Source organism: Streptomyces sp. NPDC005070, from assembly GCF_053600395.1.
This window is the reverse complement of the sequence record NZ_JBSFZS010000164.1, coordinates 1-12,930: the sequence shown is the minus strand read 5'-3', so window position 1 is coordinate 12,930 and position 12,930 is coordinate 1. Positions and strand designations below refer to the sequence as shown.

The following is a 12,930-nucleotide window of genomic DNA, read 5'->3' as shown; positions in this document are numbered from 1 at the left end:
CCGCGGTGCGGCCGGGGGGCGGCACCCGAAAATCCGGCCCGGGGCGCGGCGCCGCGATGCAACCCGCGGCGAGGCGCCGGGGTTCAGCCCGAGGTGAGGCGGAACAGCATGCGGCCGAAACCGACCTGGTCGCCGTCCTTCACAACGGACGCGCCGATGACGCGCCGCCCGTTGACGGTCGTGCCGTTGGTCGACCCGAGGTCGCGCAGCACCCACACACCGTCCTGGCGGCGCAGTTCGGCGTGCACCCGGGACACCGTCTCGTGGTTGAGGCGCAGCCCGCTGGCCGGGTCGCGGCCGATACGCAGCGGGTAGGAGTCGCCCGGGTCGGGCAGTTGCAGTTTGGGCAGTCGCTCGGCCTGCCAGGCCCGGCGCAGCCGGACCGTGAAGCCGGAGACGGCCTCCACGGTGCCGAACACCACCTTCGACCAGCGCCGCCCGGCACTCTCGTCGCCGGCGGGCAGGTCGGCGGTGAGCACGGCGAGTTCCTCGGACCGGCGGGCGGACAGGACCAGCTCCATGCGGCGGACGAACGTGTCGTGCGAGAGGCGGCCGAGCGCGACGCCGTCACGGAGGGACTTGAGCGCCCGGTCGCGCTCCGCGTCGGACAGCCGCGCGGGGTACGGATGGAACTCGAAGGACGACGTCACGTTCGTGATTGTCTGCCAGTAACGACAGGGTGTCCAGAAGACCCGGAAACGGCTGGTGGGACCGGGTGCGGCCGTTCGTGCGGCCAAAGGGCGACGAACACGCGGCAAAAGGGTGGATCCGAAGGCGAATTGATCTCCCGTGGAGCACCATGGACGGGCTGGGTCACTGCGAGCCGACAAGGGGGGGAAGCGTCCATGCGATTCGAGGTGTGGGCACCACGGGCCGACCGGATGACGCTCCATTGCGACGGTGTCACGCGCGCGTTGGACCGTGTTCCCGGGCGTGCCGGATGGTGGACGGGCGAGGCGGAGGCGTCGGAGGGGTCCCGTTACGGGTTCGCGGTGGACGACGGTCCGGTCCTGGCCGATCCCCGCTCGCGCCGTCAGCCGGACGGGCCGGACGGACTGAGCGCGGTGGTCGACCAGGGCGGGTACGCGTGGCGTGCCGCCTGGCCCGGACGGGCACTGCCGGGCGCGGTCCTCTACGAACTGCACGTGGGGACGTACACCCCCGAGGGCACCTTGGACGCGGCGGCGGAGCGGCTCGGGCATCTGGCCGAACTGGGTGTCACACACGTCGAGTTGATGCCGCTGTGCCCGTTCCCCGGCCGGCACGGCTGGGGGTACGAGGGTGTCTCCCTGTGGGCGGTGCACGAGCCGTACGGCGGCCCCGAGTCGCTGAAGCGCTTCGTCGACCGGGCGCACGAACTCGGCCTGGGAGTCGTCCTCGACGTCGTGCACAACCATCTCGGCCCGTCCGGCAATCATCTGCCCGCGTTCGGGCCCTACTTCACGGACACCCACCAGACACCCTGGGGTTCCGCGGTGAACCTGGACGCGCCCGGCTCGGACGAGGTGCGCGCGTATCTCGTGGGCAGCGCGCTGGCCTGGCTGCGCGACTACCGGCTCGACGGGTTGCGTCTCGACGCGGTGCACGCGCTGCGGGACACCCGGGCGGTGCACTTCCTGGAGGAGCTGTCGGCGACCGTGGACGCGCTCGCCGGCGACCTGGGCCGGCCGCTGTTCCTGATCGCGGAGTCGGATCTCAACGACCCGCGGCTCATCACCTCCCGCGAGGAGGGCGGCCTCGGGCTGCACGCCCAGTGGAACGACGACTTCCACCACGCGCTGCACACCACGCTGACCGGCGAGGCGCAGGGCTACTACGCGGACTTCGCGCACCCCCCGCTCGCCGCGCTGTGCAAGACGCTGACGTCGGGCTTCTTCCACAACGGCACCTATTCCAGCTTCCGCGGACGGCATCACGGCCGTCCGCTGGACCGGGCGCGGGTCTCGGCGCAGCGGCTGCTCGGCTACACCCAGACCCACGACCAGATCGGCAACCGCGCCCAGGGGGACCGGCTGTCGGCGGCCCTCTCCCCCGGGCTGCTGGCCTGCGCCGCCGCGCTGACGCTCACCGCGGCGTTCACGCCGATGCTCTTCATGGGCGAGGAGTGGGGGGCCACGACCCCCTGGCAGTTCTTCACCGACCACACCGACCCCGAGCTCGCGGACGCCGTACGGCGGGGCAGGCGGCGGGAGTTCGCGGCGCACGGCTGGGCCGAGGAGGACGTGCCGGACCCGCAGGACCCGGCGACCCGGAACCGCTCGTGTCTCGACTGGGCGGAACGCGACCGGGCCCCGCACGCGCGCCTGCTGGCCTGGTACCGCGAGCTGATCGCCCTGCGCGTGAGCCAGGCCGACCTGTCGGCCCCCGATCTCGCGGCGGTCAGGGTCGCGCACGATCCGGCGGCCCGCTGGATCGCCGTGCGGCGCGGGGACGTACGCGTCGCCATGAACCTCGGCAAGGACCCGGCCGCGATTCCCCTCGGCATCCGCCGCGCACGCGTCCTCGCGGCCTGGGACCCGGTCGAGGCGCCGGGCACGGACGGGGTGCTGAACGTGCCGGGCGAGTCGTGCGTGGTGCTGACTCAGGCGTGAGGACGCCTGGCGCGGGCGGCCCTACGGGGCCTCGTCCGGCGCGTCCCTCAGGTCCGTGACCCGCTCCAGCAGGATCGACTCCCAGGCGCGTGCCAACCGGGCCTCCAGAAGCGGCAGTTGTCCGGAGTCGCGGTCGTGGAGGCGGTCGGCGAGCCGGATGACGGTGTCGCAGCGGGCGAGCCACAGGCCGCGCAGACAGGGGCGGGCGCCGTACCCGGCGAGGGTGGCGGCGCGTACGGCCGCGGGGGCGCCGACCGCCAGGGCCAGCCCCGCGATGTCCTCGGCCGGATCCCCGGTCACCGCGCCGGTCCAGTCGAGGACGCCCCGCACCCGGCCGTCGGGGCTGACCACGAGGTGTTCGCCCAGGAGTCCGTGGTGCACGAGGACGGCGGCGCCGGGCTGCGCGCCGAGCTGGACGGCGGCAGGCGCGGCGAGCTGGTCGAACCGGGCGGGGTCGAACTCCTCGGCGGGCAGCCGTCCGACGGCCCGTACGGCGGCGGCCCGCAGGGCCTCCAGGGAGCGTGGCGGGGTCCGCGGCACCTCCAGCGTCTCGGCCTGCCGTACGGGGACCTCGCGCAGCCCGGTCAGCAGGTCGGCCAGATCGGCCTCGCCGAGAGCCGAGACGGCCTGCTCCTCGCCGGAGGCGCCGGGCACCAAGGTGTCGAGGGTGTAGGTCAGTCCGCTCGCCCACTCGCCCTGCGCGACGCTCATGGGCACGACGCCCCCGACGAAGGGGCGGACCAGGTCGCGCAGCCGCAGCTCACGCCGTTGCCGCAGGGAGGCCTCGCGGTCCCGGGCGAGCCGCAGCACATGACGTCGGCCCACCCGCCAGGTGAAGCGCCCGCCCCGTTCACGGACGGGCCGCACGTCCGGTCCCGGGCCCGGCGCGGCGTCGTCGAAGAGCAGGGCGCGGACCAGCCGACGGACCGCGTCCGGGGTCGGTTCCGGAGCGGGTGTCGGTGCGGGTGCCGGTGTCCGGTTCATGGTCGCGCCCTTGTCGTCCGGGTGCGGTTGCGGTTGCGGTTGCGGTTGCGGTTGCGGTTGCGGTTGCGGAGGGGTGGCCGCTCGGTCGGTGGATTCACGTCAGTCGACGATCACCATCTCGCGGGAGGTGTTGTTGAGCCGGCGTCCGCCGTCCTCGGTCACCGTGACGATGTCCTCGATACGGACCCCGAAGCGGCCCGGCAGATAGATGCCCGGCTCCACGGAGAAGCACATGCCGGGGACCAGGGGCTGTTCCTCGCCCTCGACCATGTAGGGCGGTTCGTGGGTGGTGACGCCGATGCCGTGCCCGGTGCGGTGGATGAAGTACTCGCCGTACCCGGCGGCCTCGATGACGGCGCGCGCGGCGCGGTCGATGTCCTGGCAGGCGGCCCCGGGCCGCACGGCGCGGAAGCCGGCCTCCTGGGCCTCGCGGACGATGTCGTGGACCTTGCGCTCCTCGTCGTCCGGTTCACCGACGTGGACCGTGCGGGAGGTGTCGGAGCCGTAGCCGTCCTTGAGGCCGCCGAAGTCCAGGACCACCATGTCGCCGGCCTCGATCACGCGCTCGTCGGCCTCGTGGTGCGGGTTGGCGCCGTTGGGGCCCGAGGCGACGATGGTGAAGTCCACCTGGGAGTGTCCGAACCGGCGCAGCAGCTCGGCGAGGTCGTTCGACACCTCCGACTCCCTGCGGTCCGCGAACCGGACCTTGCGGATCTCCTCGAACGCCGCGTCCGCCGCGGCTCCGGCGGACGCGAGCCGCTCCAGCTCGGCCGCGTCCTTGACCGCCCTGAGCATCGGCAGGATCTCGGTCAGGGCCGCGTAGCGGGTGTCGGGGAGCCGCTTCTGGAGGCCGAGCAGGTGCAGGGCCCAGCCGTTGTCGCTGATGCCGAAGCGGCCCGCGCTGTCGAGAAGGGGCGCGGCCGCTCCGTAGGGGTCCTGGCCGTCGGTCCAGTCGTGCAGGGTCATCGCGGGCGCGCCGGCCGACTTGGCCGCGTCGGGCGCCTCCAGGGTGGGCACGACGAGGGAGGGGTCCGCTCCCGCGCGCAGCACCAGCAGGGTGAGCCGCTCCGTCTCCACCGGGCGGTACCCGGTCAGCCACACCAGGTCGGGCCCCGGCGCGACCAGGACGCCGTCGAGCCCGGCGGCTGCCGCGGCCTCGGCGGCGCGCCGCATGCGGGCCGCGTAGTCGTCGGCGGTGAAGGGTTCGGGTGTGGCGGCGGTCATCCGTGCCTCCGTGTGTGCGGAGTTTCCCAGGGGGCTACGGCAGCATCCTGCCCCTCCGACGGGGTGTGCGCGAGCCGGTCGCGCCCGCCCCCGGTCAGCCCTCCAGGGCGAGGCGGGCTCCCAGGAGCAGCAGGACGCCTCCGGAGACCTGCTCCAGGCGCCGGCGCACGCCGGCCCGGGAGAGCACGGACTTCATCCGGCCGACGAACCACACGTAGACGCCGTAGTACCCCACCTCGTAGACCGCCCAGAGCGCGGCGAGGCCGAGCATGGCGGGCAGGTGCGACGCGCCCTCGGGCACGAACTGCGGAAGGAAGGACATCGCGAAGACGGCCGCCTTCGGGTTGGCGAGGTTGAGCAGCAGGCCGCCCCGGTAGGACGCCCAGGCGCTCTTCTCCGCGCCCTCCCAGCCGCCGTCGGCGGCTCCCTGGGAGCGGCGTGCCTGCCACAGCGTCTGGACGCCGAAGCCGACGAGCACGACGGCACCGACGACCCGCATGACGCCGTACGCCAGCTCGGAGGCGGCGAGCAGAGCGGTGAGGCCGAACGCGGCGACGGCGCCCCACAGGAAGACGCCCGTCTCGTTGCCGAGCACGGTCATGAACCCGGAGCGCCTGCTGCCCAGCGACCGTTTGATGATCAGGACGGTGCTGGGTCCGGGCGAGGCCGCGATGAGGGTACAGGCGCCGAGAAAGGCGAGAAGGGTGCTCAGCATGCGGCCATCGTGACGGGCCGCGGCTCCGTTGACCAGCCCCTTTTCCCTCGTGCCCGCCGGGGCGGGCGTCTGTGCCCGCCGGGGCGGGCGCCGTTCCCGCGTCGAGGCGCGCGCCCGGCGTCAGGTCGCGGTGCCCGGGACGGCGGACAGGTGCTCCCGGCCGCCGCTCGCGTGGCGCACGCGCAGGGTGACCTCCTTGCCCGGCGGCGCGTCCGCCACCGCGCGCGCGAGGTCGGCGGCCGAGGTGATCCCGGTCCCGTCCACGCCGAGGACGACATCGCCGCGGACCAGGCCCGCGGTGTAGCCGGGACCGGGCAGGTGGACGCCCACGACGAGCGCGCCGCCGCCGGGTTCGTCGACCGCCTCGACGCCGAGGGTTCCCCGTACGGGCTGCTGCCACCCGGACTCCCCCGGCCGGAGCGGACCGCCGCTGCCGGACTCCGCCGCGGAGCCGCCGGCCCCCGCCACTCCGGACGCACCGGGCCGCGGCATCCCGGAAACGCCCGGTTCCGTCGCCCCGGAAGCGTCCTGCCTCGGCGCCCCGGATCCGGCGGAGGGCTGTCGTGGCTGCCCGGGCGCACCCGACTGCCCCTGGAGGTCCGCCGCCCTGCCCACGCCGATCACGGTCGCGCCCACCACGCCGAGCCCCACGCCGGACAGGACGAGGACGACTCCGGCGGACACCCCGGCGAGCACGGTGACCAGCCGCCTCCCGCGCCGCGGCACCGCGCGCGGGCGCCCGGCCCCGCCCGGCGGACGGATGCCTCCGGGCGGACGGGCGCCGCCGCCCGGATCCCGGCCGGGCATCGGCTTGGGACGCAACGCGGTCTGTTCCATGAGTCGCCTCCGGCAGATGTTCTACGGACCGCCTTCGGCTCTTGCCCTACCCCCCGCCCCGGCGCGCGACGATCCCCGAACGAGTGAGACTGACGCGGCCGTTCCCCGGACGAGTGAGATTGCGGTCCCGTCAGAGGGGGACGGGCTGTGCCTGCCGGGGCAGGGGCGGCGCGGGCCCCCGGTCCGGCACGAAACCGTGGGCGCGGCGGGCCAGGTCCGTCGCGCCGTAACGGTGGCAGTCCTGGTGCCACTTCAGGATTCCGGCCAGCCAGTTCTCCAGCTCCCCCACATAGCCCCGCATGATCCCGCGCGCTTCCTCCGAGAGTTCGAAGTCGTCGTACAGGATGGGCAGTTCGTGGGCGGCGACATGCTGGAACTGCTCCATGCGCCGGGTCATCAGGTCATGGACGACGCCGAGCGCGGTCGGGTAGTCGCAGCCGAAGAAGTTCTGCACGACGAGGATGCCGTTGTGGATCTCTCCCTCGTACTCGATCTCCTTCTGGTACGAGAAGACGTCGTTCAGGAGCATCGCGTAGTCCATGGCCGCGTTCTCCAGGGACCGGACGGGACCGCTGCGGTACACCTCCGGCGGGACCGTCCGGCCGTGTCCGAGGCGGCACAGGCTCATGGTGAGCTCGGAGCCGAACGTGGCCCGGCGCATCTCCAGATAGTCGACCGGGTCCGGAATGCGGTTCTGCGTCTGGTTGGACAGCTCCCACAGCCAGCTCTCCGTCATCACGTCCACCGTCGCGCGCAGGGTGGTCCGGGCCTCCGGGGTCATCTCCGCGGTGGTCCGCCGCCACAGGTCGATCAGTCCGCGCTCCATGCCGTTGACCGGGACGGGCGTCTCCTCGCCGTCGACGGGCATGCAGGCGGACAGGCGCGCGGTGGTCAGCCGGGCGGCGGCCAGGTCGCGGCGGTTGCCGAAGTACAGCGGGTAGTAGTCGTCTCCGTAGGTGCCCCAGGCCAGCCACTGCGAGCCGACGTCGAGGGCCTCGGGTGTCGCGTCGGGGTGGATGCCCGCGGCGCAGAGCGGGAGGTCGTAGGCGATGAGCTTGTCCTCGTCCCAGACGCCCTCCTGGAGCATGCCCATGGCGTGCATCCAGGTGCCGAGGCGGTCGCGGGCGCCCGCGAGGTGCGGGCTGAGGGTGACCTCGAAGGGCATGTGGAAGTCGGGGAGCCGGGAGGGTCCGACCTTCTGGAACGGGACGTGGGTGTACGCGCGCAGCCGCTCCGCCCCGGCCGCCGAGAGCAGCGCCCCGACATCCGCGGCGGACGTCCCGAACCCGCCCATGCCGAAGGGCCGCGCCTCCTCGACGACGCCCTTGTTCATGTAGCGGCTGGAGCGCATGTGCCATTCGTGTCCGCCGGACTGCCAGTCCTGGAGGCCCCGCGTGTACGCGGCGACGGCGCCGACCTCCGCCGGGGTGAGCCCCTTCTCGGCGACCAGGGCGGGGACCTCGGTGAGCGCGGTGTGCTCGAACTGGTGGAGGCGTGAGGTGAGTACGTCGTTGACGGTCTCGGCGGCCTGCTGGGTCGTGCAGCCGAAGAACGTCTCCAGGACGAGGACGCCGTTGCTGAGCTCGCCCTCGTCCTCGACCTCCCGCTGGTAGGAGAAGAGGTCGTTGCGCAGGTGGACTCCGTCGGAGAACGTCTCCATCAGGACGCGCAGGGGCCTCGACTCCGCGACGGACGCGGGCACTTCGGAGGTCGCGTACTCGACGAGCCCCGCCGACCACGGGGCTCCGCCCACCTTGCGGCGCATCTCGATGTACTCGACGGGGTTGGCGATCCGTCCCTCGTCGATGTTGGACAGCTCCCACATCGACTCGTTGAGCAGGTGCTCGGTGGACACGGCGAACCGGCGGCGCCAGTCCGTCGACATCGAGGGCACCGTGCGCGCCCACAGGTCGGCGAGTCCCGCCTCGACCGGATTCTCCGGTTCGGGGACGGGCGTCGACAGGTCGAGGGGCATGAAGAGGGGCAGGCGGTCCAGGTAGGCCCTGCCGCCGGCACGGTCCTGGGTGCGTTTGAAGGTCTCCAGGAAGTGGTCGTCGAAGAAGAACACCCACACGTACCAGTCGGTGATGAGCGAGAGGGCCGGTCCGTCGCAGTCGGGGTGGGTGTAGGCGCACAACAGGCCGTAGTCGTGGGCATCGAGGTCGGACTGCTCCCAGATGCCCGAGCCTTCGAGCATGCCCATGTCGCGGGCCCACTCGACCGAGTGCGCCCGCGCCTCGTCCAGGTGCGGGTTCAGGCGGGCGGTGTACGGCATGTAGAAGTGCGGGAGTTGGAACGGCTGCGTCATGGCCGGGCCCTACCCAGGCCTCCGCGGGCACATCCGCAGGCCAGGACATGATCACACCATCGCGTGAACCGGATCGAAAGCCGCCCCCGACGGGCTTCCCGTCCACTCGGAGCCGCCGCCGCGGCCCCGCCGCCCCGTCGGCGGATGATCAGCCGCGTCGGGCCCGGATCAGTGTCCGGCCCGGATCAGCGTCTGGCCTGGATCAGGCCGTGGGTTCCGCCGGTGCGCCAGCGCTGGTCCTCGGCGGCGTCGAGGGCCGCCTCGACGGCGGGGCCGAGTCCGACGACGACATCGGACTTGAGGGTCCGCAACGCGGCCACCGCACCGGGAAAATACGCGGTGGCGGCGGCGAACGGGGTGGTCGCGGGGTAGAGCCGGTCGCCGATGAGCCGGCGGTAGTTCAGATCGCCCTTCAGCAGGGTCACGTCGGCGGCGGCGAACTCCCGCCGCAGGTCGTCGGGCAGATCGGCGTAGGGCAGCGGGCCGCAGGCGAAGGGGTGGGTCCGGACGGTGATCCGGCCCTCGGACAGGGCCGCCCAGAGGCGGTTCCCGGCCTCGCCGGCCGCTCCCTTCGCGGCGGTCAGCCGGCGCAGGGCGTCCAGCACGTCGGCCGCCGTGGCGTCGGACACGTAGTACGGGTACGGCTTCACGTGCAGGGCGGCCCGTGCGATCCGGCCGTGCCGGAGGAGGTGGTCGACGAGAAGGAGGTCGGGGATGAGTTCCCGGCCCGCGTTGTCCGCGACGAGGCAGAGGGCGCCGCCGTCGAACAGGGAGCGCAGCACGTCCGCGTCGTTCGCCACGAGCGGGGACTCGGCCGCCGTCCCGCCCCCGGTGCCGGCGAGCCTGAATCCGAGGTCGGCGCGGTTGCCCCACAGGGAGCCGTGCAGCAGCGCCTCCTCCTGTTCCCCGGCCGGCCGCAGCGCCAGGTCGTCCAGCGCGGCGAGTTCCTCGTCGGCCTCCGGGGTGTCCAGTTCGGCGAGTTTGAAGGGGCGGAAGGGGTCGATACCCCGCCAGGGGCCCGGCACGAAGTAGCCGACGGCTTCGAGGAGCTTGCGGTAGAAGTAGCTCTCGGACCACAGGAACGGCAGGTCGAACCAGGAACGGCCGTAGTACTCCCGGCCGCCCCAGGCATCCCAGCGGCCGCGGTCCGCCGCCGACTCCGAGAGCGGTTCCACGACCCCCTCGGCGCAGTTCTCCAGCAGCGCTTCGAGCGCGTGGCGCTGCTCGGGGCCGTACGGGAAGGCGTCCCGCACCTTCCGGATGAGCGCCGGATGCCGCTCGGCCAGCACGCTCCAGGGGAACGAGCCGCGCAGCGAACTCACGACCACCGGGGCGTCGTCGGGACCGGTGGCGAAGGGGGCGGGGGCGGCCGGATCGTGCATGCGGCTCACCGTACCGGCTGCGCAGAAGGGGCCGTCCGACGCGCTGCGCGCCGAGCGGCCCCTCCCCCCGTAGAGCTCAGCGGTCGGCCTGGGTCAGTCGGCTTCGAGCTGTCGGTCGCCCCGGCGTTCTGCGCGGCCCGGTCCGGGACCTGGGGTGCGCAGCCGCCGTCGGCGGTCGCGCTGAACGATAGGCAGGCGGCGGAACGGAGGGATAGCGGGAAAACCCTCGATCCGGCCGGTGTTCGGCCCTCGCCCTCGCGCGTTCCGGCGAGGTGGTCCCGATTCGCGCGGATTGCGGATCTGAACACAGGGCGCTCGGAATCCGTATCCCCCCGTGCCCCGTGCGAGGAGTGCGTCCCGGCCGCGCACGGTGGTCCGACGCTTCGCCCACGCATCGAGGAGACGTACCGGATGACCGCCTACCGCACCGCCACCGCGGCCGCTGTCGCCCTGGCGGCTCCGCTGCTGCTCACGACGTGGGCGGCGGGGACCGCGTCGGCGCACGGCGCGCCGACGTCTCCGGTCAGCCGGGTGTACGCGTGCTCGCCCGAGGGCGGCAGCCAGGGCACGGCGGCCTGCCGTGCGGCGATCGCGGCGAACGGCTCGCCGTTCACGGCGTGGGACAACCTGCGGGTGGGCGGCGTGAACGGCCGGGACCGCTCGGTGATCCCGGACGGAAAGCTGTGCAGCGGGGGCCTGCCCGCCTACAAGGGCCTCGACCTGGCCCGCGCCGACTTCCCGGCGACGCGTCTGACGCCCGGCGCGTCCCTGAACATGAAGTACAGCTCGACGATCGCGCACACGGGGACCTTCAAGCTGTATCTGACCCGGCAGGGCTACAGCCCGACGAGGCCGCTGAAGTGGTCGGACCTGCCGGAGAAGCCGTTCGCCACGGTCACCGATCCCGCGCTGGTCGGCGGCGCCTACCGGATCAAGGCGACGCTGCCGTCCGACCGCACCGGCCGTCAGATGCTGTTCACCATCTGGCAGAACTCCAGCACGACGGACACCTACTACTCGTGCTCGGACGTGGTGTTCTCCGGCGGGAGCGGGGCGTCGAAGCCGACCCGGAGCACCGGGACTTCGGGCACCACCGGGAGCGGTTCGACCGGCAAGAGCACCAAGAAGTCCCCCGAGGCGACGCGTTCGGCGACCACGACACCCAGCCCGGCGGCCGCTGCGCCGTCCGCCGGCTCGTCCTCCCCCGCGGCCGGTTCGGCGGCCGTGCAGGCGGGCACCGACGATCTGGCGCCCGCCGCCGAGGGCACCTCGGGCGGCGGACCCGGGCTCCCCATGGTCGCCGGAGGAGCCGGGGCGGCTCTGCTGCTCACTGCCGGCGTCGCCGTGGTGCTGCGACGCCGGCAGTGATTCCGGTTCCCGTGGGGATCAGTTGACGTACACCGCCGGGCTGCCCGCCTGGCTGGTGTCGGTCACGGGGGCGTACTTCGCGGTGAAGTAGCCGTTGGCGAAGCACAGCGACGAGCCGGAGAACTTGGTGAACTGCTGGCCGGTGAAGGCGAGACTGTTGTCGGAGTTGTCCGCCGTGCCGGTGAGGCTCGCCGCCCGGTAGACGCAGGTCAGCGTGCCCAGCAGCGAGCGCAGCTTGACCGTGGTCTGGATGGTGGAGCCGGCGGCCGGGGTGACCGTGACGCTTCCGTCGGAGCCCACGGCGGTGCTGTAGGGCAGGTTGTCGACCGTGATGCTGGTGACGCCGAGGACGCCGACGACGTTGCTGCTGCACGAGCTGGCGCCGAAGGTGTGGCCGGTGAGGGACTCGGTGGCCGTGCCGGGGGACGCCGGGTTGTCGGCGGCGGTCGCGGTGAAGGTCGACGCGGAACAGGAGACGCCGCTCGTACCGGTCGCGCTGGAGTAGAGCGTGGCGTTGGTGCCGCTCGCCAGCGAGGCGGTGAGGACGTCGCCGACGGCGACGGGGGTTCCTCCGGCGCTGCCGGTGGTGAGCACCGCGATGTCGTCCGCGGAGGCGGGGACGACCGCGGACGCCGAGAGGGCCGCGACGGCGCCGGCGAGGGCGAGCAGGGATCGACTACGCATGGGGGGTGCCTCTTCTCCGATGGGGGTGTGGGTGCCTGTCCGCGCCGGGGCGCGGGGGTGCGGGTCGAGAAGGTGGCGCGGATGTGCGGGTGATACGGGCCGCGCGCGACGGCGGGCCAGGATGCCGGGCCCGCCCGCGGGAGTGGTGCGAGGAGTGACCGCCGCCGGTCCGTGACGCCTTCTCCGTACGCCACGGGCCGATGGCGACAGCCGGGCGACCGGTACGGCCCTCGGGGGGAAGGTGACCGCGCCGGTGCCACGGGACGGGGAGCGGCCGGGGCGCACGCTTTGTCGGCGTACGCGCCAGGGCCACTCCGGAACACGCCATGACCGCCCCGCAGAGCGGGGTCCGGGAGGTGACGGGCGCGTCGGCCTACGGATCCGGCGCCACGGATCCGGGAAACAGGGAGAGTTGTAGACCTGATGAAGGGTCAACGTCAAGGCGTAGTACGGAAGTTGGAGGTCAGGACGACCCTCCGGCCCACGCCTGTTCACAGCTGCGGCACAACAGGCACGGTTTTCCCACACGCGCCTTGACCCGTACGTGTAACCCCCGGTAACTTCCTCGACGGCTACTGCCGCGTAACGAGAAAGCCCTTGCAACCGCCGGGAGGCGCGAGGAGGCGTACGCGGCGGCTGCTGTCCGCGCCAGGACAACGCGCCACTGGAGCCCCACCCGTATCGACACCCGCATCGAACGTGCCCAGGGAGCAGACATGGCTTCGTCCCCGGACGCCACGGCGTCCAACGGTTCCACGCCCGAGACCCCGGAAAGCGGTTCACCCGCCGGACAGGGCCGCCGCGGGCGGGTCCGGCTGCGCCGCGCCGCCGTGATGG

General features: G+C 73.1%; 10 protein-coding genes. 2 read left to right on the top strand and 8 right to left on the bottom strand.

Translation table 11 applies throughout. The annotated features are described in order from the left end of the window. Window positions 1–83 precede the first annotated feature (83 nt). The gene (locus tag ACWEBX_RS33600; protein WP_451888549.1) at window positions 84–650 is read right to left on the bottom strand and encodes an FHA domain-containing protein; all 567 of its coding nucleotides are present in this window, start codon (window positions 648–650) and stop codon (window positions 84–86) included. 195 nt (window positions 651–845) lie between these two features. Here ACWEBX_RS33600 and treZ point away from each other — a divergent pair, with 195 nt between their 5' ends. Then, window positions 846–2,591: a malto-oligosyltrehalose trehalohydrolase gene (gene treZ, locus ACWEBX_RS33595; protein WP_451888548.1), complete on the top strand. Its 1,746-nt coding sequence runs from the start codon at window positions 846–848 to the stop codon at window positions 2,589–2,591. 21 nt (window positions 2,592–2,612) lie between these two features. On the opposite strand, the gene ACWEBX_RS33590 is transcribed toward treZ, so the two are convergent. The 6 genes from ACWEBX_RS33590 to ACWEBX_RS33565 all read right to left on the bottom strand — a co-directional run bounded on the left by ACWEBX_RS33590 (window position 2,613) and on the right by ACWEBX_RS33565 (window position 10,041). Then, window positions 2,613–3,575, bottom strand: coding sequence for an aminoglycoside phosphotransferase family protein (locus ACWEBX_RS33590; protein WP_451888547.1), 963 nt, complete (start codon window positions 3,573–3,575; stop codon window positions 2,613–2,615). A 99-nt stretch (window positions 3,576–3,674) separates the two neighbouring features. Then, entirely contained in the window at window positions 3,675–4,799 is a 1,125-nt protein-coding gene (locus ACWEBX_RS33585) for an aminopeptidase P family protein (protein ID WP_451888546.1), read from the bottom strand. Window positions 4,800–4,893: 94 nt separating this feature from the next. Next, the gene (locus ACWEBX_RS33580) at window positions 4,894–5,514 is read right to left on the bottom strand and encodes a LysE family translocator (RefSeq protein WP_451888545.1); all 621 of its coding nucleotides are present in this window, start codon (window positions 5,512–5,514) and stop codon (window positions 4,894–4,896) included. 120 nt (window positions 5,515–5,634) lie between these two features. Continuing rightward, window positions 5,635–6,351 carry a PDZ domain-containing protein gene (locus ACWEBX_RS33575; protein ID WP_451888544.1) on the bottom strand — a complete coding sequence of 239 codons (717 nt, stop codon included), beginning with the start codon at window positions 6,349–6,351 and terminating at the stop codon, window positions 5,635–5,637. A 130-nt stretch (window positions 6,352–6,481) separates the two neighbouring features. After that, window positions 6,482–8,659, bottom strand: a complete 2,178-nt coding sequence (cyc2, locus tag ACWEBX_RS33570; protein ID WP_451888543.1) for a germacradienol/geosmin synthase Cyc2 — start codon at window positions 8,657–8,659, stop codon at window positions 6,482–6,484. A 185-nt stretch (window positions 8,660–8,844) separates the two neighbouring features. Beyond that, window positions 8,845–10,041, bottom strand: coding sequence for a damage-control phosphatase ARMT1 family protein (locus tag ACWEBX_RS33565; protein WP_451888542.1), 1,197 nt, complete (start codon window positions 10,039–10,041; stop codon window positions 8,845–8,847). Window positions 10,042–10,452: 411 nt separating this feature from the next. Here ACWEBX_RS33565 and ACWEBX_RS33560 point away from each other — a divergent pair, with 411 nt between their 5' ends. Beyond that, window positions 10,453–11,409 carry a lytic polysaccharide monooxygenase auxiliary activity family 9 protein gene (locus ACWEBX_RS33560; protein ID WP_451888541.1) on the top strand — a complete coding sequence of 319 codons (957 nt, stop codon included), beginning with the start codon at window positions 10,453–10,455 and terminating at the stop codon, window positions 11,407–11,409. 18 nt (window positions 11,410–11,427) lie between these two features. Here ACWEBX_RS33560 and ACWEBX_RS33555 read toward each other — a convergent pair whose 3' ends face one another. Next, entirely contained in the window at window positions 11,428–12,093 is a 666-nt protein-coding gene (locus tag ACWEBX_RS33555) for a Tat pathway signal sequence domain protein (RefSeq protein WP_451888540.1), read from the bottom strand. Window positions 12,094–12,930: the final 837 nt, after the last annotated feature.